Consider the following 21253-nt stretch of genomic DNA (forward strand, 5'->3'; position numbering starts at 1 on the left):
CAGTGGCCCGGATAATGGTGCATCGACCTGAGCCCCCGAGCACCTTGGCCATGCGGCGTTGGTTCAGCTTGAAACAGCCTGGGCAGGCCTGGCGCTGGCTGAGCGCTTGATGCTGGCCGTGCTTCTGGCGATCGGGCCAATGCACCAGGTGTCCCTGGCACAGCCGGCCCTGCAGCCCCTGGCCAGTCAACAGCTCACTGCCCAGGCGAAGCAGGACACCGCCAAGCCAGACACCAAGAGCGCCGCCACGGACCCGGCAGACGATGCGGGGGCCTGGGTGATGCTGGATGGCCGCCGGGTGATCGAGATCAAGAGTGCCGCCGGCGCTCAGAACCCCAAGGACGTGGCCCGACGCATCACCGGGCAGCTCCAGCGCCTGGTGCGTGATCCGCGTTTCCGGGCGGATCGGATCGTGGTGCGGGATCAGGATCCCTACGCCACGGTGGGGCTGCTCGCCTCAGACGGCAAGTTCCTGCCGGGCCTGGCCGTGGACGACCGGGCCGCCAAGCAGGCCGGCCTCAGCCGGCAGGCGCTGGCCGAGCGCTACCGCGACCAGATCCGCACCGCCGTGCGCGACTACCGGGTGCGCAACAGCCGGCGCTCCTGGATCGTCGGCACCCTGCTGGCGATGTTGGTGCTGGGGGTGTATGTGCTGTGGGTGCGCTGGCAGCAACGCCTGCACAGGCGGCTGCTGCGCTGGCTGAGTCGCCGCAGCGTGGCGCTGGCGCCCAGGTTGAAGCTCGGGGAGCAGACCCTGGTCACCCCGGCCCAGACGATCGTGACCACGCGGTTGCTGCTCAACACGGCGCATTGGGGGGCGCTGCTGCTGATCAGCTGGCTCCTGATTCCGCTGCTGCTCAGCTTCTTCCCACCCACCCAGGCCATGGCCGAGGGTCTGCGGGGCCAGCTCCTGACCTGGTTCATGCAGGTCGTGCGGGCCGTGCTCAGCCTGGTGCCAAACTTTTTCTGGATGGGTTTCATCGCAGTGTGCACCGCGCTGATGGTGCGCCTCAGCAATTTCCTGTTCGGGGCCCTGCGGCGCGGGCGGCTGAAGATCTCCTGGTTCTATCGGGAGTGGGCGATTCCCACCCGTCGGATCGCCAACACCTTCATCGTGCTGGCGGGCCTGTTGTTCGCCTTCCCCTACATCCCAGGCTCCGACAGCCGGGCCTTCCAGGGAGCGGGCCTGTTGTTCGGCGTGCTGGCCGCCCTGGGTTCCAGCGCCGCGGCCACCAATGTGATCAGTGGCCTGATGCTCATCTATACCCGGGCCTTCCTGGAGGGCGATCGGGTGGAGATCAACGGCGTGATCGGACTGGTGCAGGAGCGGGCCCTGCTGGTGACCCGCATCCGCACCCCTCGCAATGAACTGGTGAGCATCCCCAATGCGGCGGTGATCACCTCATCGGTGGTGAACTACAGCTTCTCGAGGCGCGAGATCCGCAAGCCGGTGGCCGTCTGCACCACGGTGACCATCGGCTACGACGTGCCCTGGCGCCAGGTGCATGAGCTGATGATCAGCGCGGCGAAAAGTGTGGAAGGCATCAGCCGGGAAGCAGAACCGTTTGTGCTGCAGACCAGCCTCAACGACTTCAACATCAGCTACGAACTCACCGCCAGCATCCGTGATTCCAAGAAATACCGTGAAACCCTCTCCGAGCTGCTCGGTGCGATTCAGGATCAGTTCGCCGACGCCAAGATCGAAATCCTCTCGCCCGGGTACCACGCCATGCGAAACGGCAACCCCAGCACCCTGCCGCCGCCCCTGACCCCTCAGGACAACGCCACCCCATAGCGGCACTGCAGGCTGAGGCCATCGGCGGGGGGCACCTGCAGCAGCCGGTCGCCGCTGATCAGGGACAGGCGCGGGCCCGTCCAGGGCTCCAGGCACAGCATCGGCCGGGGCGGATCACTCCAGATCACGGCCAGATCCCAGGGCGCCTGGGGCTCCAGGCTCACCCTGCAGCCTGTGGCCCCATCCACCAGGCTCACCGGCCCGCTGGGCCGCACCAGCAGATCCACCCCCTGCTCCAGCTGGGCCAGGGCCGCGGCGGTGGGCGCCTCCGCCATGCTGAGGTGGTCAAAACCCTGCTGGGGCAGGCCTTCCAGACGAACATCCGCGAGGCTGGTGACAGCCCAGTAGGGATGCAGCCCGAGGCTGAACGGCATCGGTGAGCTGCCCTGGTTCTCCACCCTGGCCGTGATCTCCAGCAGCCCGGGGGCGAGGCGGTAGTCGAGCTGCAGCCGGAAGCGGAAGGGGAAGGCCTCCAGGGTGGTGGTGTCGTGTTCCAGGCTGAGGCTCACCCCCTGGCCATCGGCACGTTCAGCCAGCCGCCAGGGCCGGTCGCGGGCAAAGCCGTGCTGGCTCAGCTGCACCAGTCCCTGGGGCAGGCGAACCGCATCGCCCGGCAGCCCGCCACAGATCGGAAACAGCACCGGGATGCCGCCTCGCACCGAACAGGATGGATCGGTGAAGCGCTCGGTGTCGAAATAGAGCCAGTCACGGCCCAGGCTGCGCCAGCCTGTGACCAACCCGCCACGTTCTGGAACCACCCGCAGAACCTCCGATCCGGAGGCATCGGTGAACTCCCAGTGGGGATAGGACTCCGAGTGCTGGATGAGAGCCAAGCGTCAATCCCGAGTGTGAGTTGCCAAGGTGAATCCTGGCTGATCGGTTCATCCTGGCTGATCTTGGCCTTGAGCCGGTTGTGGGAGTTGCCTGCGCATGACCGTCGCAGGCAACATGTTGACCAACCGCTAGATCCTCAGGCTCGGAACGTTGATCACAAGTTGTTCAGCTGTGCTCGCGCAGGATCTCGGTGCAGGTGGTGACGCAGTCGCCGTCATCCACCGAGCAGGTGGTGATGCACTCGAAGTAGGCCTCCACCGGGTCATGATCGGCAGCGGGGAATCCGGCCGTGGCGTGTTCGCCACTGCGAGGGGCGAGGGAAGCGTTGGTGTGGGAGGCTGTCATGGCGACATATGTGAGGGAACGTGCATGAACCGTATGAACAGCACGTTCAGGAAGCAAGCAGATTGAGCAGGGATACCCATGGCTTGATTGCGCGGTGTGAAGCATGGTGCCCCCGCCGGGTGTGAGCGTTCCCGATGGCGACGCGATCCTGGAGCTGGAGCGACGCAGCCGCAGCCAGGGCTCGGGCCTCACCGCCCCTCAACTGGAGGGTGCCTGGCTGCTGAGCCGGCTCTGGAGCCGCCAGCAGGCCAGGCCGCTGGCAGCCGCGGCCCTGCTGCGCCCCCTGGCCGCCACCCTGGAGCTCCATCCCAGCAGCGATGGCGCCCTGGCCGTGACCAACAGCGTGCAGCTGGGCCAGCTGCAGCTCCGCTTTGACGGTGCCGGTGAACTGTGGGGGCGGCGGCCGCTGCTGCTGTTCTGGTTCGAGCGCCTGCAACTGCGCTGGGGGGAGCGGCTGCTGCTGCAGAAGGCATTGCAGCGCCCCGAGCCGCGGGCACTGCCGTTCTTCGCCCTGATTGCCACGGGGCAGCAGGGCGATGGGGCCTGGCTGGTGGCCCGGGGCCGGGGCGGTGGACTGGCCCTGTGGCAACGGGCGCCGCTCAGCAGATCCTCGGCAGCAGCTCCCCGCTGAGGGGCAGCAGCAGCCGTTCGGTGCCCAGGGCCGTGGTCAGCACCACCCGCGGCCGGCCCGAGGCGGGCCGCACCTCACCGATCCAGGCGCCCCCGTCGGGCTCCAGCAGGGCGAGGGCCCGGGCGCTGTGTTCAGGGGGCACCACCGCCACGAAACGGCCCTCGTTGGCCAGATGCAGTGGCTCAAAACCCAGCAGGGCGCAGGTGCGGGCCACCGGCTCGATCACCGGCAGCTGAGGCTCCTCGATCGCCAGCTCCACCCCCGCCGCCTCGGCCAGCTCCTGCAGGGCACTGGCCAGGCCGCCGCGGGTGAGGTCCCGCAGGCAGTGGAGCCGCAGGCCGGCGGCGAGCATCCGCTCCACCTGGGGCCAGAGTGGAGCGCAGTCAGACAGAACGGGCGGATCCAGCTGCAGTCCGTGGCGGGCGGCGAGGATCGCCACGCCATGGCGGCCCAGATCGCCGCTCACCAGCAGCTGGTCGCCGGGCCGGATCGCGCTGGGCTGGATCGCGCTGGGAACAAGGGCCGGGCCATCGGGCGTTGCCGGCTGCGCTCCGCCCAGGCTCTGCAGGCCGATGCCGCTGGTGGTGATGAACAGGCCATCGCCCTTGCCGCGCTCCACCACCTTGGTGTCACCGGTCACGATGGTGAGGCCACACAGCCGGGCGGCCGCGGCCATGGAGGCCACCACCCGGCGCAGCAGCGCCAGCGGCAGGCCCTCCTCCAGGATCAGGGCCACACTCAGGTGCAGGGGTCGCGCTCCGGCCATGGCCAGGTCATTGGCGGTGCCGATCACGGCCAGCCGGCCGATGTCGCCTCCGGGGAACTCCAGGGGCTGCACCACGTAGCCGTCGGTGCTGAAGGCGAGCCGGCCATGGGGCAGCGCCAGGCTGGCGGCATCGTGGAGCACCTGGGCGGGATCGGCGTAGAGGGGCCGCAGGTCCCGGTCGATCAGCTGCTGCATCAGGGTGCCGCCGCCGCCGTGGGCCAGCTGGATCAGCTCCTGCATGGAACCGCCCGGTAGCGGTGGTAGGCCGCGCAGGCCCCCTCGCTCGACACCATCGGCGCCCCCAGCGGGTGTTCGGGCCGGCAGCGGCTGCCGAAGGCGGCGCAGTCGCTGGGCAGCGCCCGCCCCTGCAGCACCTGGGCGGCAATGCACTCCTGGGCTCCCGCCCCCTCGGCCCGGCCCTGCTCCGCCAGATCGAAGCGTGCGCGGGCATCGAGCCAGGCCAGCTCGGGCCGCAGGGCCAGGCCCCCCGCCGCGATCACGCCCAGCCCCCGCCAGGGCTGATCCACCACCTGGAACACCTGCTGCAGCAGGGCCCGGGCCCCGGGGTTGCCCTGCTCGCGCACCACCTGCGGGTAGGCGTTCAGCACGGCGGGCCTGCCGGCCTCCAACAGCTCCACACAGCCCAGCACGCCGCGCAGCAGCTCCTCGGGCTCGAAGCCGCTCACCACCACGGGCAGCCGATGCCGCTCCACCAGGGGCCGGAGTTCCTCCAGGCCCATCACCGTGCTCACATGGCCGGCCGCCAGAAAGCCCTGCACCTGGTTGCCGGGCGCCGCCAGGATCGCTGCCATGGCCGGCACCACCCGCACGTGCGCCATCAGCAACGACAGGTTGGCCAGGCCCAACCGGGCCGTCTGCTGAGCCAGCAGCGCCGTGGCCGGAGCGGTGGTCTCGAAGCCCACGGCCAGGAACACCACCTGGTGGGCGGGGTGGCTCTGGGCCAGGGCGATCGCCTGCAGGGGCGAGGTGAGCAGGCGCACGTCCCCCCCCGCGGCCCGCACCCGCAGCAGGTCGTCGCCCGGCTCGCTGCCCGGCACCCGCAGCATGTCGCCATAGGCGCAGAGGATCACCTCCGGGCGACGGGCCAGAGCCAGGGCCTGGTTGATGCTGGCGGCGGGGGTGACGCACACCGGACAGCCCGGCCCGTGGATCAGCCGCAGCCCATCCGGCAGCAGCTGATCGAGGCCCCAGCGCACGATGGCGTGGGTCTGGCCGCCGCACACCTCCATCAACGTCCAGGGACGGGTGACCGTGGCCCGCAGCCTGGCGGCCAGCGCGGTGACCGCCGCGGTGCTGCTCACCAGGGCCCCCGGGCCGTGGCCGCGCCGGCCGGGCTGTAGCTGTGGATGGCCTGCATGTACTGGGCGCGCTCGTACTCCTCGGGATTGGGGCAGTGGGCCTGACTCATGCAGCCGATCAGGGCGGCCACGCTCGCCACCTCGTGGTCGCGCATCCAGGTGGCGAGTTCATCCTCCAGCCCCTGCAGGCGTCCGGGGCCATGGCGCAGCAGGGCCGCCACCACCTGGGTGGCGGCGGCACCGGCCATCAGCAGACGCACCACATCGGTGCCGCGGTGGACGCCACCGCTGCCGATCAGGTCCAGGCCCACGCGGCAGTGCAGCAGGGCGATCCAGCGCAGCGGCAGGCGCAGGTCGTGGGGGGTGCTGAGCAGCAGGTTGGGCCGCACGGTCATCGACTCGATGTCGATGTCGGGCTGGTAGAAGCGGTTGAACAGCACCAGCCCCTGGGCACCCGAGTGCTCCAGGCGCCGGGCCATCGCTCCGAAGTTGCTGAAGAACGGCCCCAGCTTCACGGCCAGCGGCAGGGCCACCTCGGCGCGCACCTCCCGCACGATCTCCTCCACCTGGGCTTCGATCGCGGCGCTGGAGAGCTCCGGATCGGTGGGAATGGCGTAGATGTTCAGCTCCAGGGCCGCGGCGCCGGCCGCCTCGATGCGGCGGGCGCTCTCCACCCAGCGGCCCGGACTGCGGCCGTTGAGGCTGGCGATCACCGGGATCGTCAGGCGGCGGCAGGCCTGCTCGATCAGGCGCAGGTAAGCGTCGGCCCCGCCGTGCTGCAGCGCTGGTTCCGGCAGGTAACTGAGGGCCTCGCCGTAGCTTTCGGCGCCCTGCTGGCCCAGGTGGTGCAGGGCCAGCTGCTCCCGCTCGATCTGCTCCTCGAACAGCGAGTGCAGCACGATGGCCGCCGCACCGCAGCGCTCCAGCTCCTGCAGCGCCTCCACGCTCTCGCTCAGCGGACCGGCAGCACCCACCACCAGGGGCGTGCGCAGCGGCAGGCCGAGGTAGGTGGTGGCGAGGTCGGGCCCGCTCATGGCTGAGGCGGGCCGCTCTGGCGGCTCCAGGGCTGGGCCAGGGCGCGGTAGCGGGCCCAGCGGCTCGCCCGCTCGGCCTCGGCCTGGTTCAACAGCTCGCGGGCCCGCTCCGGCTGGCTGTAGCGAAGCACCTCGAAGCGCTGTTCGGCGGCCATGGCCTCCCGCAGGGAGCGCTGCGGCGCTGGGCTATCGAGCTGCAGCGGGTTCTCGCCCCGCTCGGCGCGGCGGGGATCGTGGCGGTAGAGGAGCCAGCGGCCCGAGTCCACCGCCAGCTTCTGGTGGTCCATGCCGCGGGCCATGGCGATGCCGTGGGCGATGCAGTGGGAGTAGGCCAGGATCAGGGACGGGCCCGGATAGCTCTCGGCCTCCAGGAAGGCCCGGATCGTGTGCTCGTCGCGGGCGCCCATCGCCACGCTGGCCACGTAGACGTGGCCGTAGGTCATCGCCATCAGGCCCAGATCCTTCTTGGCGGCGGCCTTGCCCGAGGCCGCGAACTTGGCCACGGCCCCGAGCGGCGTGGCCTTGGAGGCCTGGCCGCCGGTGTTGGAGTACACCTCGGTGTCGAGCACCAGCACGTTCAGATCGCGGCCGCTGGCCAGCACGTGGTCGAGCCCGCCGAAACCGATGTCGTAGGCCCAGCCATCGCCGCCCACCAGCCACACGCTGGTCTTGGTGAGGGCATCGGCCAGATCCAGCAGGCGTTCGGCCAGCGGGCGATCGGAGCCGCTCAGCCCACCCGGCTCCTGGCCGCCATCGAGGCCGAGCAACCGCTGCAGGCAGCGCTTCAACTCCGCCACCCGCTGGCGCTGCTCCAGGATCGCGGCCTCGCCGGCCTGGTCGGCTGGGGCGCCGCCGGCGTGGGCCCGGGTCGCCTCCACCAGCCTGGGCGGCAGCAGCGGCGCCAGCTGAGCCAGCAGCTCCAGGGCCATGGCGCGCTGCTGATCCAGGGCCACGCGCATGCCGTAGCCGAACTCGGCGTTGTCTTCAAACAGGGAGTTGCTCCAGGCGGGGCCCCGCCCCTCGGCATTGGCGCTCCAGGGGGTGGTGGGCAGGTTGCCGCCGTAGATGGAACTGCAACCGGTGGCATTGGCCACCAGCATGCGATCGCCGAACAGCTGGCTGGCCAGCTTGAGGTAGGGGGTTTCGCCGCAGCCGGCGCAGGCGCCTGAGAAGGCGAACAGGGGCTCCAGCCATTGCTGGTGGGCGACGCGGTGCGGATCCAGCAGCTCCCGGGGCGGATGGGGCAGCTGCAGGAAGAAGTCCCAGTGGCCGCGGGCGGCCGGCAGCTCGGCACGCCGGGGGGCCATGTTGATCGCCTTGCGCTTCGGCTGGCTGCGATCGCGCACCGGGCAGACCTCCACGCACAGGGAGCAGCCGGTGCAGTCTTCAACGGCCACCTGCAGGGTGAAGGTCTGGCCGGCGAACGTCCGGTCCCGGCAGGGGGCGGTGCGAAAGCCTCAGGCGCCGCCGCAAAGGCCTCAGGCGCCGCCAGCTTGGCGCGGATCACCCCGTGGGGACACACCAGCACGCACTTGCCGCACTGCACGCAGAGGTCGCTCTCCCACACCGGCACGGCCGTGGCGATGTTGCGCTTCTCCCACTGGGCCGTGCCCACAGGCCAGGTGCCATCGCAGGGCAGGGCGCTCACCGGCAGCTCGTCCCCACGGCGCTCCAGCATCGGCCCGATCACCTCCCGCACGAAGGCCGGCGCGCCGGCCAGGCGCTCGCCGGTGCCCGGCAGGGTGGCCGGATCAGGCGGGGCAGCCTGGGGGTCGTTGCTGCCTGCGGCAGCCTGGGCGTCGAGCTGGCGCCAGTCGAGGGGCTCCAGGTGGTCGAGGCTGGCATCGAGGGCCGCCAGGTTCATCGCCACCACCGCCTCGCCCTTGCGGCCGTAGTTGTGGTGGATCGAGGCGCGGATGCGGGCAATCGCCTCCTGCCGGGGCAGCACGCCGCTGAGGGCGAAGAAACAGGCCTGCATCACGGTGTTGATGTGGGGCCCCATGCCGGCCTGGCGCGCCACCCGCTCGGCGTTGATCTGATGCACCTGCAGGCCGGCTTGCCTGATCTGCTGCCGCACGGGCTCGGGCAGCCGGATCCAGGTTTCGGCGCTCTCGAACGGGCTGTTCAGCAACAGCACCGCGCCGGGCTCGATGCCCGCCAGCAGATCGAAACGGCGCAGGAAGTCCCACTGGTGGCAGGCCACGAAGGTGGGCCGCTGGATCAGGTAGGTGGAGCGGATCGGCTGCGGCCCGAAGCGCAGGTGCGACACCGTGACCGAGCCGGCCTTCTTGGAGTCGTAGAGAAGTAGCCCTGGGCGTGCAGATCGGTGCCCTCGCCGATGATCTTGATGGCGGCCTTGTTGGCGCCCACGGTGCCATCGGAGCCGAGGCCGTAGAACACAGCCCTCACCTGGCCGCTCTCGGCCCGGGGACGCTCGGTGACGAAGGCCTCGTCGAGGGCCAGGGAGCGCCGGGTCACGTCGTCGTGGATGCCCACCGTGAAGTGATTGAGGGGCCGGGGACCATCCCCTGGGCTGGAGATCGCCGCCTGGAGGTGATCGAACACGGCCTTCACCATCGCCGGGGTGAACTCCTTGGAGGAGAGGCCATAGCGCCCCCCCAGCAGCAGCGGCTGCGGCTGGGGGCCATGCACCTGGCGCCATTCCTCGCTGACGGCGGCGAGCACGTCGAGGTAGAGCGGCTCCCCCGGCGCCCCGGGCTCCTTGCAGCGATCCAGCACGGCGATCGCCCGGGTGCTGGCGGGCAGGGCCTCCACCAGCCAGCGGGCCGCGAAGGGCCGGAACAGACGCAGCTTCAGCACCCCCACCCGCTCGCCGCGGGCCTGCAGGGCCTCGCTGGCCTCCAGGGCGGTTTCGGCCCCCGAGCCCATCAGCACCAGCACCCGCGCGGCATCAGCGGGGCCGGCGTAGTCGTAGGGGCGGTAGTGGCGGCCGGTGAGGGCGGCGAACCGCTGCATCGCCTCCAGCAGATGGCCCGGCGCGGCGTCATAGAACCGGTTCACCGCTTCCCGCGCCTGGAAGTAGACATCCGGGTTCTGGGCGGTGCCGCGCAGCACCGGATGGGCCGGACTCAGGGCCCTGGCGCGGTGATCCCGGATCGCCTGCTCCGGGATCATCTGGCGCAGCAGCTCGTCGTCGAGGGCGTGCACCTTCTGAATCTCGTGGGAGGTGCGGAAGCCGTCGAAGACGTGCAGGAAGGGCAGGCGGCTGAGCAGGCTGGCCCGGGCGGCGATCACGGCGCCATCAGCGGCCTCCTGCACCGAGGACGAGCAGAGGATGCCGCAGCCGCTGCCCCGGGTGGCCATCACGTCGCTGTGGTCGCCGAAGATCGAGAGCCCCTGGGCCGCCAGGGAGCGGGCCGCCACATGCAGCACCGCAGGCGTGAGCTCGCCGGCCAGCTTGTAGAGGTTGGGCAGCATCAACAGCAGCCCCTGGGAGGCCGTGAAGGTGGTGGTGAGCGCCCCGGCCTGGAGGGCGCCGTGCACCGTGCCGGCCGCCCCCGCCTCGCTCTGCAGCTCCACCACCTCCGGCACCGCTCCCCAGAGGTTGGGGCGCCCCTCGGCGGCCCAGGCATCGGCCCATTCTCCCATCGGCGAAGCCGGCGTGATCGGGTAGAGGGCAATCACCTCGTTGAGCCGGTAGGCCACCCGGGCCACGGCCTCGTTGCCATCCACCGTGATGCAGGCGCCTGGATCTGGTCTTGCGGCAACGGTCATGGCTCCAGCTCCGCCCGGGGGGATTCGGTGTCGTCATCCACCAGCGCCAGGGCCACGCCCACGTGCACCAGCACCCGATCGCCCACCAGCGCCTGGGGCAGACAGGCCAGGCTCACCTGCTGGCGCACGCCGCCGAAATCCACATCGGCCCGGCGCCAGAGGGGATCGGCGGCGTCGCTGATCGCCAGGATCAATCCTGCTGTGGCCAGGCACATGGCCGTGCCGCGAGGGCTACTTCCGTTCTAGGAAGGCCGCTCACAAACTGCCCACAGCTGGCCCAGGGCGAGGCCGCCGTCGTTACAGGGCACCTGCTCACTCCAGAAGGGCCGCAGGCCCGCGGAGCGAGCGGCCGCGGCGCAGAGCTCCAGCAGCAGAGCGTTCTGGAAGCAGCCCCCGGCCAGCGCCAGGGGCGCCCCTGGCGGCGCGGCCGCAGCCGCTGCAGCCGCCATCGCATCGGCCAGGGCCTGGTGCACAGCCAGCGACAGCCTCGCCGCATCCACCCCCTGGCTGCGCTGCTCCAGCAGATGGCGCAGCAAGGGCTGCCAGTCCAGCCAGCCCAGGGGCAGGTCCGGGGCCGGCAACAGCGGCAACAGCGGCGAACCGCCGGCCCGCCTGGACTGGGCCTTCCGCTGGCCCTCGGCCCGCCGCTGGGCCTGGGCGCGGCGGGCGAGTCCCTCCAGCTGCAGGCCGGCCTGGCCCTCATGGCTCTGCCGCTGACACGCCCCCAGCAGCGACGCCACGCCGTCAAAGAGCCGCCCCACCGATGAGGTCTGGGGTGCCTGGCAGCCGGCCCGCAGGGCCTCCAGCAGCAGGGGCAGCTCCGCTTCGGCAAAGGCCTCGCGGCAGCACTGCGCGGCCGGATGGTCGAGCCAGCGCCCATCCTCCAGAGCGGCCAGCAGGCCCAGCGCCACCCGACGGGGCTCCCGCATGGCCCGTTCACCGCCGGGCAGGGGAAAGGGCCGCAGGGCCGCCAGCCGCTCAGCTGCAGGTCGCGTGGAGTCAAGGCTGTTGAGCCGCAGCAATTCGCCGCCCCAGAGCTGGTGGCCGGTGCCCTGGCCGGGGGCGTAGCCAGGCCATCCCAGGCCCACACCAGCAAGGGCAGCGGCAAGCCGTGTTCCGCCGCCACCGCCAGGCCATGGGCCCGGTGGTGCTGCACCGGCACCAACCTCACCCGCTCTGGGCCGGCTGCCTGCCGGTTCCAGCTGATGAGGGCGTCGTTGGCCAGCCGCTGGCTGACGTAGCCCGGATGGGCATCACAGGCGATCAACTGGGGCGGCTGCGGCCCCGCCCGTGGCTCCTGCAGCCACACCTCCAGCACCCTGTGCTGGCGCGGACCGGCCAGATCCCCCAGGTGGGGCGCCAGCCGGATGTGCCCGCCGCTGGCCTCGGCGGCGGCGTTCTTGAGATCGCCCCCCAGGGCCAGGGCGCGGCAGTCGACAGGTGGGGCCAGCGGCAGCACCAGGGCGGCGGGGGCATGGCCCCGGGCCCGGCGCAGCAGCCGCGGCCGGCCCTCCACCACCTGCACCAGGGAATCGTCGAGGGGGCGGGCGATGGGGCGGTTGTGGTGCAGCAGGGCATCGGCGATGCCGGCCAGCCGCTGGCGGGCCTCCTGGGGATCGGTGCAGAGCAGATCACCGCTGAGATTGCCGCTGGTGGCCACCAGGGGGCGGCCCACGGCCCGGGCCAGCAGCTGGTGCAGGGGCGAGGCGCTCAGCATCACCCCCAGCTGGGCACTGCCTGGGGCCACTCCCGGCCAGGCCTCCGTGGCCAGGGGATCGGCCCGCCTCAGCAGCACGATCGGGGCGGCCGGGGCGTGCAGCAGGTCGCGCTCCAGGGGCGAGATCTGCACGCAGTTCTCCAGGGCGGCGGGATCGTGCACCAGCAGGGCCAGGGGCTTGTGGGGCCGCCGCTTGAGCCGGCGCAACCGGGCGATGGCCTCGGGCTGGGACGCATCCACCAGCAGCTGAAAGCCGCCCACCCCCTGCAGCGCCAGGATGCCGCCGGCCAGCAGCAGGGCCGCCGCAGCCTGGATCGGCTCGCGGTCTGCCGAGGCCGCCAGGCTCAGGCTGAGCTGGGGCCCGCAGGCCGGGCAGCCGATCGTCTCGGCATGGAAGCGGCGATCGGCGGGATCGCTGAACTCCCGCCGGCAGGCGGGGCAGAGGGGGAAGGCCGCCAGGGTGGTGTGGGCGCGGGCGAAGGGGGTGGCGGTGGCGATCGAGTAGCGCGGCCCGCAGGCGCAGCAGCTGATGAAGGGGTAGCGGTAGCGGCGGTTGGCGGGGTCGGCCAGCTCGGCCAGGCAGGCCTTGCAGGGGGCCCGATCGGCCACCAGGGCCGGGGCGATCAGGCCGGTGCCCAGGGGCCGGGGGGCAGCCGCGGCGATGCGCAGGCCCGCCGGTGGCTGGGAGAGGGGCGGCAGCCAGCTGGGCTCCACCGGCTCCAGGCGCGCCGGAACGGGCAGCTCGCTGCTGAGGCGGCCCAGAAAGCGCTCCAGGGCCGGGCGTTCGCCGTGCAGGTCCACCCGCACCGCCCCGTCCACGTTCTCCACCTCACCGCAGAGCTCCAGGGCGCTGGCCAGGCGGTGCACAAACGGCCGGAAGCCCACCCCCTGCACGGTGCCGCGGCAGTGCAGCAGCAACCGGGCCGGATCGGTCACGGAGCTGCGGCCTCAGGCCAGGGCCGGTGCGGCCAGCCCGGCGGTGATGGCGTCGCGCAGGGCATCCATCCCCTCCCCGGTGCGGGCCGACACCTCCACGATGGAGGCCGCCGGCGCCACCTTGGCGATGTGGCGGCGGGCATGGTCGCGGTCGAAGTCAACAGCGGCGGCCAGGTCGATCTTGTTGATCACCACCAGATCGGCGCTGTGGAACATGGCCGGGTATTTGAGCGGTTTGTCCTCCCCTTCGGTGACCGACAGCAGCACCAGCCGCAGGCTCTCGCCCAGGTCGTAGGCGGCCGGACACACCAGGTTGCCCACGTTCTCGATCACCAGCAGCTCCAGGGCGGCCAGATCAAAGCGCTCCAGGGCCGGCTCCAGCATGGCGGCCTCCAGGTGGCAGGCCTGGCCGGTGGTGATCTGCACCGCCTCGATGCCGGCGGCGCGCAGACGGCGGGCGTCGTTGTCGGTGGCGAGGTCGCCCACGATCGCGCCCAGGCGGCCGCTGCCGCTCCAGTCGCGCCCCAGCCGCTCCAGCAGGGCGGTTTTGCCGGAGCCGGGCGAGGAGAGCAGGTTGAGCACGGGCAGACCTGCGGCCGTGAAGCGCCGGCGCAGGCTGGCAGCCACGGCGTCGTTGCGCGACAGCAGGGCCGCCCCAAGCTCCAGCCGGCGGGCGCTGGGGGAGGGGGCGGTGATCACGGCCGGTTCGCTCTGGCCGCAGTGGCAGGTGGTGCACATCTCAGCAGGCTCCCGGTGGGGGTGTCAGCAGGGCTCCGGATCGGCCAGCTCCAGGGAGGCCAGTTGCAGCTCACGGCCCCGCAGGAGCTGGCGGCTGATGGCGCCGCAGCGGGGGCACTCACACACCCCATCCTGGGCAGGAAACGGCGCCTGGCAAGCGGCGCAGAAACATTCCGCCGCCACCGGCTCGATCAGCAGCCGCGCCGCGGCGGCAGGGGTGCCGGCCATCACCACCTCGAAGGCCAGCGCCAGGGCGTCGATCTCCACCCCGGCCAGGCTGCCGATGCGCAGGGTGATGGCGGTGATCAGACCGCCGCCATGGCGCTCGGCCTGCTCCAGGGCCTGATCGCGCACGGCTTCCATGATGCTGAGCTCATGCATGGGCGTTCAGGCTGGGCGTTGATCAACCGTCGCCCTCATGCAGCATCACGACGAACAGCTGTAGTGGGAAACGCCCCCTGCATTGAAAAACTGCTCAGGCTTCAAGCGGTAGTAGCGAGCTTCCACCTCCTCTGATTGCTCTTCGTAGGGGTGGGAAAGAACGTTCTGCAACTCCCTCACCAAGGCGTAGTCACCCTGCATGGCCTGTTCGTACGCGGGCACAATCAGCCACTCTCGCCAGGTGTATTTGGGGTTCACCTGCTTCATCTGTGCTGACAGCTCAGCTGGATCACGGTCTTTGCCGACGTGGTCGCGCCAGCGTTGCAGCCAAGCCTGCCATTGCTGATCGAGCTGCTGCGATGGGTTGGCGTAGAAGCTGCTGTTCAGGGCTGAGGCCTGGTCTGGCAGATGGGACAACTCGCGGAAGAAGATGGTGTAATCCACCTTCGTTTCGGCCATCAACTGCAGCAATGCTGTGACCAGGGCTGGGTTGGATGTGCTCAAGCCAAGCTTGGCAGCCCACATGGCCTGGAGTTCCGTTTCCATCGCCGCGGCAAAGTCACGACGCACGTGATCGAAACGGTCCAGGACTTCAGGATGGTCTGCAAGCAGTGGGCGCACAGCGGTCCAGAACATATGGAAGTTCGCTTCAGCGGCGACCGGTTGATTGAAGAAGGCGAAGTGATCACCGCCGCCGATCCAGGGCTGGAAGGAAGGATCAAACAGCTCGCAGAATCCGAAGGGGCCGTAGTCAAGCGTGAAGCCACCAGCGGCACAGTTGTCACTGTTGAAGTTGCCCTGGCAGTACCCCACCCTGAGCCAGTTGGCGATCAGGGCGGTGAGGCGGCCGCGAAAACACCTGGCCAGCTCAACGAGCTGATCGACAAAGGCAAGACCTCGGTCAATGTCCTGTCGATATTCCCGCTCGATGAGATGGGACACGATCATGCGCAACTCGTCCAGTGCACCAGGGTGTGCCTTGCTGCGAGCACGGCGAGCAAACAGCTCCAGTTGACCGACCCGCAAAAAAGACGGTGCTACGCGAGTAGAAATAGCCACAGGATTGCTGACCGCAATATCAGGATTACTGGAGCGGGATTCCGGCGAATACCAAGGCCTCACAACGGTCTCGGATGTCGACACATACAGGGTCAACGAGCGCGATGTGGGAACGCCCAAAGCGTGCATGTGCTCCTGGGCCAGAAACTCACGCACACTGGAGCGCAGCACGGCACGCCCGTCGCCACCACGGCAGTAGGGCGTGGGGCCGCCACCCTTTAACTGCATCTCCCAACGCTGGCCCTTGAACACACCTTCAAAGACAGAGATCGCCCGGCCATCGCCATAACCATTGCCCGTGCCAAAAGGACATTGCTGGATGTATTCGGTGCCGTAGATCGAAAGGGCATACCCCGTGGCCCAGCCGAGCTGATGCATCGGCTTCCGAACGCTCGACAGGTCACCGGAAAAGACCTGGCGAAAGTCATTGTTCTGGGCGAGCGCGTCACTCAAGCCAAGGTCTTCAAACAGGGCGCTGCTGTGGGCGACATAGACAGGGTCAGCAAGGGGAGTAGGCGTAACAGGGACGTAGTGGCCCGAAAAGACCTGCCTGACACGGTGATCATCGCCATCAACGGTGGCATCAGGGTCGGCAATCAAGGAGTTCATCAATGAATAATCTGCCGCGTGTGCAAACTCCTCGAAGGTCGTCACGCAAGAGTCATTCAATGGCTTGGATGGAGACAACATTGCGAGTGGCTGAGCTGTTTCGATGTAACCGATCATATCGACAATCTACTAGAGTTGGTGCTTTTCAGCCCAGTCCTTCAGAGCATCGAGGACGCCCAGGGCCGTCTTGCCGAAATCAGTAATGCTGTACTGCACCGCAATCGGGCGATCACTCACCACCTCGCGGATGATCAGGCCTGCTTCCTCCATCTCACGCAGGCGCTGCGTCACCATCTTTTGCTGGCACCTCCCAGCTGACGTGCCAGATCATTGAACCGCAAAGGGCCATCCTTCAGATGCCAGAGAATGGATCCTTTCCATTTACCGCCGACAACACGCATGCCCCGCTCGATGGGGCAGGGCTCCAGGCAAGGCTGCAAAGCCTGCTTGCGGCCTTGGCCATCGGTGCTGATCGCTGAGGATGCGCTCATGGATCGAGTGGTTACTAAAAGTATACTAGTTGACTCTGGTTACTGCCCTGTCTACGGTGCAGCCGTCAGTCAGAGCTGTCATGGGTTCCGAGATTCATCTCTACACCGCCTCCACGATGAATGGCTGGAAACCGGTGATCTTTCTGGAAGAAGCAGAAATTGAGTATGACATCACCCCGATTGACTTCAGCAAGAAAGAGCAGAAGTCTGAGTGGTATCTGAAGCTTAATCCCAATGGCCGGATTCCCACCATTGTCGACCATGGCAACAGTGACTTCGTGGTGTTTGAGTCGGGCGCAATTCTTTGGTACCTGGCTGAGAAATACCAGAAGTTTCTGCCATGTGGGGAGAATGCCCGTTCAGAAGCCCTCCAATGGTTGATGTTCCAAATGGCTGGGCTTGGCCCGATGATGGGACAGGCCATGTACTTTCAGCGGATCGCTGCCCCAAAAGGCGACCGAGATGATTATGCCATCAATCGCTATGTGAGCGAGTCGCGCCGTCTCCTAGAGGTCTTGGATCGTCAGCTGGAGGGCAAGGCTTACTTGCTTGGCGATACGTTCACGATTGTGGACATGGCCACGTATCCGTGGGCAAGGTCATTTCCCTGGGCCAAGGTTGTAATCCAAGGATTAGAACACCTCCAAGCCTGGTTTGATCGGATGGACGCCCGGCCTGCCACGCAAAAGGCCATCACGATTCCCAAGCCATTTCCCGCCTTCTTTGGGCAAGGGGATGAAGCCGCCTCCCAGGCTGAAAACGCCTCACGCTTCAATGACTAAGCAGACGCTCACCATTTCCCTGGAAACTTCAGCATGACTTTAGCGATTGAGTTGCAGACCCAACGAGAAAGCTTCCTCAGCCACGTGCCTGAGAGCACACAAACACTGATGCAACAGGCGACGTCCGCCTTGGAACAATCAGGACTTCTGGAGAAGAGTCTCAAGGTGGGTGACTCTATCCCAGACTTTGCTCTCCCGAATGCAACGGGGGAAACCGTGAGCATGCGCGACTTACTCGCCAATGGACCGGTGGTCCTTGCCTTTTATCGCGGCGGATGGTGTCCCTACTGCAACCTTGAGCTCAGGGCACTGCAACAGGCGCTGAGAAGTATCCGAGACACAGGTGCGACACTGGTTGCCATTTCTCCGGAAACTCCCGACAACTCTCTGACCACCCAGGAAAAGAACCACTTGGAGTTCCCAGTGCTCAGTGATGCTGACAATCAGGTGGCTAGGGACTTTGGCCTGGTGTTTCAACTACCAGCAGCTTTGTTGCCTATTTACGAAGGCTTTGGCATCGAGTTGACTGCCTACAACGGCAATGACCATTTTGAATTGCCGATCCCCGCAACCTATGTCGTGCGGCAAGATGGCGTCATCCAGTATGCATTTGCGGATGTCGACTACACCAAGCGAGCTGAACCCAGTGAGATCGTCAAGGCCCTGCAGGCTTGAGACCAATGCAGCTCACTCTTAGCCGATCACCACGTAGCCCCATTTAACCATGAAGAATGCCTTCATTATCAATGCTCACGAAGCCTACTCTTTCTCAGAAGGCAAGCTCAATGCCACGTTGGTAGACATAGCAAAAGTCAATCTAATCCAGAAGGGTTATGAAGTCAGAATCACGACAATGAAGGATAACTATGACATCGAGGGAGAGCTGAGCAACCATCAATGGGCTGATGTGCTGATTCTACAGAGTCCTGTGAATTGGATGGAAGTGCCATGGAGCTTTAAGCGCTACATGGATTTGGTCTACTCTGCTGGAATGGGTGGTCAACTTTGTAACGGTGATGGTAGAAGCCGCCACGACCCCAGCTCGCAGTATGGCACTGGTGGCAGCTTGACCGACGCCAAGTACATGCTCTCACTGACATTAAATGCTCCCAAGTCTGCCTTAAATGATGCTAGTCAGTCGTTTTTTGAGGGCAAGAGTCTGGACGACTTGTTCTGGCCAATGCATTTGAACTTTCGATTCTTCGGCATGCAACCGCTGCCAACGTTTGCTTGCTTCGACGTGATGAAGAACCCCAGCATCGACGATGATTTTCTCCGCTTTGAAGCTCATCTCAATCAGCACTTTGCGATACCCGCTTCCTAGCCTTCGCTTGCCTTCTGCCTAGCCTTCGGTTGTCTTGGGCTAAGTGGTTCCGAATCGCCCCATTCTGATGTTATCGCGGCATCCTGCAGCTCGAAATCGCGCAGCCAGCCGCGCTGCACCCAGAGGGGCAGGATGGAGCCGATCGAGGCGCCGGAGATCTCCATGCCCTGGTGGCAGACCTCACCGAAGGGCAACCCCCGCGCGAAGGCCTGGAGCAGCTGCCATTCCGGCTCGCCGGGAAGATCGAGGCGGGTGGTGTGGCCGTCGCGCCACACGAAGATCCGGATCCCTCCCTGATCGAGATCAACCACTTGGTGCTGCGCCGCCGGGTTGGTGTTGACCTCCCAGATGCGGTGGATGGGGTAGTCGGAGGCGATCAGGGCAGCCCCGGCCGGCAAGCGGAACACGAGCCGATCCCAGTGCTCGGGATGCACCTGGGCCAGGGCCTGCAGATTGAGGCTGGGTTGATCCGGGGCATTGAAGGCCCGGTGCCAGAGCCATTCCAGCTGCGCCACATCCGCCAGGTAGGGAAGGGCGCCGGCCGGCTGGAACTCCGCCAGGAACCCGGGCAACCCGGCGCCGTAGTCGCCCAGGTCTGGCGAGCGGGAAACGCCCTGCTCCAGGAACGCAGACGCCATGGCCTGGAAGAACGCCTCGCCCACCAGCCGCTGGCACACGGGATAGATCTGCTCAAGGCTGCGCAGCAGTTTGCCGTTCACGCTGGTGCGGTAGGCCTCGATCCCCTGCCGGGCCGGCAACACCCGGCTGCCCTGCAGCTGAGCTGCCAGGCGGGCCTGCTCGGGCTCGCTGGCCGTGCCCAGGGCCGCTGCGGCGAAAAGCTGCTGGAGCGCTGCCAGCTTCATGGCAGCGCCTGATCCGAGCGCAGCGCCTCCGCCTTGGCAGCCTCCGCCATCAGCACATCGAGAGAGGGGATGTCGGTGTCCCACTCGATCAGGGCCGGCACCTGGGCAAAGCGCTGCAGGGCCTGCCGGTACAACGCCCAGACCCCATCCTGCACGGCGCGTCCATGGGTGTCGAAGAGGAAGCTGCCCTCTTCCTCATAGCCGGCGAGATGGATTTCCTTCACCCGCTCGGCGGGCAGGGCATCGAGATAGAGGAGCGGATCGAAGCCGTGATTGAAGCCATTCACAAACACATTATTCACATCCAACAGCAGGAAACAGTCGGCCCGGCGGGCCAGCTCACTGAGAAACTCCCATTCGAGGTAGTCGGCTGCGGCAAAGCTCACATAGGGAGAGAGGTTCTCGATCAGAATCTGCCGTCCCAGGAAGTCCTGCACGCGCTGGATGCGTTCGGCCACATGCACCAGGGCCTCCTCGGTGTAAGGGAGTGGGGCGAGGTCATGGAAATAGCGGCCCCCCTGGGACACCCAGGCCAGATGATCCGAAACGAAGCTGGGCTGCACCCGATCCACCAACGCTTTCAGGCGCTGGAGATAGGCCTGATTGAGCGGATCCACCGAACCGAGCGAGAGGCCCACCCCATGCAGGGTGATCGGATAGCGCTCGCGGATGAGGCTGAGGTGATGCAGGGGCAGGCCCCCACCGAGGTAGTTGTCTGAGAGCGCTTCGAACCAGGGAAGTGCCGGCCAGCGGCTGAGGATGTCGGCGTAGTGGGGCGAGCGCAGACCCACGCCCACCCCCTGGATATCGGAATCAGCCACGGCAGGCGCAGAGCAACAGAAGGGCGGGGGCTCTGGAGGGTGGAGGACACACCACCCCAGAGCCCCATGGATCAACGCAGGCTCAGGACTTCTTCAGCGTTCCCCCCACGATCTTCTTGCAGGTGCCTGTGGGAACGTAGACCCACTCTTCCGGGTCGCCGGACACCTTGGCCTCGCCGGCGCAGGAGTGCTTGCTGGTGCCGCAGTCGTTCATGCCGGCCTTGGCGATGCCGGCGCACTTTTCCATCCCAGCCTTGCCGGCCAGGGCTTCGCCGCCTGTGGCGGCCACCAGCCAAGGGCCAGAAGGCCGGAGATGGCGGTGCTGACCGCGGCATGGGGCGCCTGAGGAGTGTTCATCGGAATGGGGGGTGGAAAACGAAGGATCGAGCGCGGCCGGCTGGGTGATGCAGCCACCGGTCGCACGGATACCGCTCGGAAAGCCGATTGGATTTCAGGCGTCCACCAGCCAGCGGCGCAGCAGGCGGCGGGCCGCCGGCAGGGAGGCCTTGAGGCGGTGGGAGAAATCCCTGCCATGGCTGAAGCTGTGGGCGGGGATGCGCAGCCAGAAAGCGCTGGGGGCACGGCCGTAGAGGGCGGCGGTGATCGCCAGCAACTGGGCAGGATCAAGGTGGTGGCTGGCGCCGCTGCCAACGCCGGGCGTTACGGCAGGCAACGGATCGAGCCGGGGCTGGGGCACGGGGCCGGGCTGCTGTGGAGCCAGCCAGGCATCGATGAACAGCACCCGCTGCAGCGGCGCCAGATCGGCGGCCAGCTCCGGCGTGAGCTGGTGCACGCTGCGCCCACCCACCTGCTCAGCCAGCAGGGTGCCGACGCCGTCGTCGCCGCGCAGGGGGTTGCCGATGCCGATCACCAGGCAATCAGGCTGCAGTGCAGGACGCTTCAACGCAGACCTGGGGGAGTTGGTGTCATCGCGTTGAGAGCCGAATGTCCGACGACAATCTGGTTGAGGGGTCGCGCCAAACAGGTTGACCGCTCTGGAGTGGATCAGCTGAATCCGGTTGCCATGCGCAGGGCACCGGGCCATGCCTGCTCCCCTCAACGCTCACCAGATT

At 67.6% G+C, this 21253-nt stretch carries 19 protein-coding genes and 2 pseudogenes; 5 read left to right on the top strand and 16 right to left on the bottom strand.

From position 1 onward, the window contains the following. The first annotated feature begins 109 nt into the window (after positions 1 to 109). Positions 110 to 1795 carry a mechanosensitive ion channel family protein gene (locus tag IQ220_RS14420; RefSeq protein WP_193916045.1) on the top strand — a complete coding sequence of 562 codons (1686 nt, stop codon included), beginning with the start codon at positions 110 to 112 and terminating at the stop codon, positions 1793 to 1795. On the opposite strand, the gene IQ220_RS14425 is transcribed toward IQ220_RS14420, so the two are convergent. Continuing rightward, positions 1774 to 2628, bottom strand: a complete 855-nt coding sequence (locus tag IQ220_RS14425) for a galactose mutarotase (protein ID WP_193916049.1) — start codon at positions 2626 to 2628, stop codon at positions 1774 to 1776. The two genes, IQ220_RS14420 and IQ220_RS14425, sit on opposite strands and share 22 nt — an antisense overlap. Positions 2629 to 2794: 166 nt before the next feature. Next, the gene (locus tag IQ220_RS14430; protein ID WP_193916052.1) at positions 2795 to 2974 is read right to left on the bottom strand and encodes a hypothetical protein; all 180 of its coding nucleotides are present in this window, start codon (positions 2972 to 2974) and stop codon (positions 2795 to 2797) included. Positions 2975 to 3077: 103 nt separating this feature from the next. On the opposite strand from IQ220_RS14430, the gene IQ220_RS14435 reads away from it, so the two are divergent. After that, positions 3078 to 3605, top strand: a complete 528-nt coding sequence (locus tag IQ220_RS14435; protein WP_193916055.1) for a hypothetical protein — start codon at positions 3078 to 3080, stop codon at positions 3603 to 3605. Here IQ220_RS14435 and hypE read toward each other — a convergent pair. The 10 genes and pseudogenes from hypE to IQ220_RS16625 all read right to left on the bottom strand — a co-directional run bounded on the left by hypE (position 3574) and on the right by IQ220_RS16625 (position 16390). Next, entirely contained in the window at positions 3574 to 4611 is a 1038-nt protein-coding gene (hypE, locus tag IQ220_RS14440) for a hydrogenase expression/formation protein HypE (RefSeq protein ID WP_193916058.1), read from the bottom strand. The genes IQ220_RS14435 and hypE overlap by 32 nt on opposite strands. After that, entirely contained in the window at positions 4599 to 5621 is a 1023-nt protein-coding gene (gene hypD / locus IQ220_RS14445; protein ID WP_370566508.1) for a hydrogenase formation protein HypD, read from the bottom strand. Before hypD ends, hypE begins: the two co-directional genes overlap by 13 nt. Before the next feature lie 68 nt (positions 5622 to 5689). Next, positions 5690 to 6724, bottom strand: coding sequence for a dihydroorotate dehydrogenase-like protein (locus tag IQ220_RS14450; protein WP_193916061.1), 1035 nt, complete (start codon positions 6722 to 6724; stop codon positions 5690 to 5692). Continuing rightward, positions 6721 to 10459, bottom strand: a pseudogene (gene nifJ / locus IQ220_RS14455) (pyruvate:ferredoxin (flavodoxin) oxidoreductase). The gene IQ220_RS14450 and the pseudogene nifJ overlap by 4 nt, the downstream one beginning before the upstream one ends. After that, positions 10456 to 10653 carry a HypC/HybG/HupF family hydrogenase formation chaperone gene (locus IQ220_RS14460; protein WP_255510993.1) on the bottom strand — a complete coding sequence of 66 codons (198 nt, stop codon included), beginning with the start codon at positions 10651 to 10653 and terminating at the stop codon, positions 10456 to 10458. Before IQ220_RS14460 ends, nifJ begins: the two are co-directional and overlap by 4 nt. Continuing rightward, positions 10650 to 13112, bottom strand: coding sequence for a Sua5/YciO/YrdC/YwlC family protein (locus tag IQ220_RS14465; RefSeq protein WP_370566506.1), 2463 nt, complete (start codon positions 13110 to 13112; stop codon positions 10650 to 10652). The genes IQ220_RS14460 and IQ220_RS14465 overlap by 4 nt, the downstream gene beginning before the upstream one ends. A gap of 12 nt (positions 13113 to 13124) precedes the next feature. Continuing rightward, positions 13125 to 13850 (bottom strand): hydrogenase nickel incorporation protein HypB, encoded by a 726-nt coding sequence (gene hypB, locus IQ220_RS14470; protein ID WP_193916067.1) that lies wholly within the window; start codon positions 13848 to 13850, stop codon positions 13125 to 13127. A 24-nt stretch (positions 13851 to 13874) separates the two neighbouring features. Continuing rightward, the gene (gene hypA, locus IQ220_RS14475) at positions 13875 to 14231 is read right to left on the bottom strand and encodes a hydrogenase maturation nickel metallochaperone HypA (protein WP_193916070.1); all 357 of its coding nucleotides are present in this window, start codon (positions 14229 to 14231) and stop codon (positions 13875 to 13877) included. A 45-nt stretch (positions 14232 to 14276) separates the two neighbouring features. Further along, entirely contained in the window at positions 14277 to 15980 is a 1704-nt protein-coding gene (locus IQ220_RS14480) for a YdiU family protein (protein ID WP_193916100.1), read from the bottom strand. Between the two features lie 48 nt (positions 15981 to 16028). Continuing rightward, positions 16029 to 16390 (bottom strand): annotated as a pseudogene (locus tag IQ220_RS16625) (winged helix-turn-helix transcriptional regulator). 80 nt (positions 16391 to 16470) lie between these two features. Here IQ220_RS16625 and IQ220_RS14490 point away from each other — a divergent pair. Genes IQ220_RS14490 through IQ220_RS14500 form a run of 3 tightly spaced genes read left to right on the top strand, consistent with a single transcriptional unit; the run spans position 16471 to position 18496 of the window. Continuing rightward, positions 16471 to 17172, top strand: coding sequence for a glutathione S-transferase family protein (locus tag IQ220_RS14490; protein WP_193916073.1), 702 nt, complete (start codon positions 16471 to 16473; stop codon positions 17170 to 17172). Between the two features lie 33 nt (positions 17173 to 17205). Next, positions 17206 to 17847 (top strand): peroxiredoxin-like family protein, encoded by a 642-nt coding sequence (locus IQ220_RS14495; RefSeq protein ID WP_193916076.1) that lies wholly within the window; start codon positions 17206 to 17208, stop codon positions 17845 to 17847. A gap of 49 nt (positions 17848 to 17896) precedes the next feature. Further along, positions 17897 to 18496, top strand: coding sequence for an NAD(P)H-dependent oxidoreductase (locus tag IQ220_RS14500; protein WP_193916079.1), 600 nt, complete (start codon positions 17897 to 17899; stop codon positions 18494 to 18496). Here IQ220_RS14500 and IQ220_RS14505 read toward each other — a convergent pair. The 4 genes from IQ220_RS14505 to IQ220_RS14520 all read right to left on the bottom strand — a co-directional run bounded on the left by IQ220_RS14505 (position 18493) and on the right by IQ220_RS14520 (position 21084). Continuing rightward, positions 18493 to 19359: a DNA-binding domain-containing protein gene (locus IQ220_RS14505; protein WP_193916086.1), complete on the bottom strand. Its 867-nt coding sequence runs from the start codon at positions 19357 to 19359 to the stop codon at positions 18493 to 18495. The genes IQ220_RS14500 and IQ220_RS14505 overlap by 4 nt on opposite strands. Continuing rightward, positions 19356 to 20180, bottom strand: coding sequence for a DUF692 domain-containing protein (locus tag IQ220_RS14510; protein ID WP_193916087.1), 825 nt, complete (start codon positions 20178 to 20180; stop codon positions 19356 to 19358). Before IQ220_RS14510 ends, IQ220_RS14505 begins: the two co-directional genes overlap by 4 nt. An 82-nt stretch (positions 20181 to 20262) precedes the next feature. Continuing rightward, positions 20263 to 20469, bottom strand: a complete 207-nt coding sequence (locus tag IQ220_RS16630) for a DUF2282 domain-containing protein (protein ID WP_370566507.1) — start codon at positions 20467 to 20469, stop codon at positions 20263 to 20265. Positions 20470 to 20631: 162 nt separating this feature from the next. Then, positions 20632 to 21084, bottom strand: coding sequence for a hydrogenase maturation protease (locus IQ220_RS14520; RefSeq protein WP_193916088.1), 453 nt, complete (start codon positions 21082 to 21084; stop codon positions 20632 to 20634). Positions 21085 to 21253 lie beyond the last annotated feature (169 nt).

This window comes from Cyanobium sp. LEGE 06113 (genome assembly GCF_015207615.1).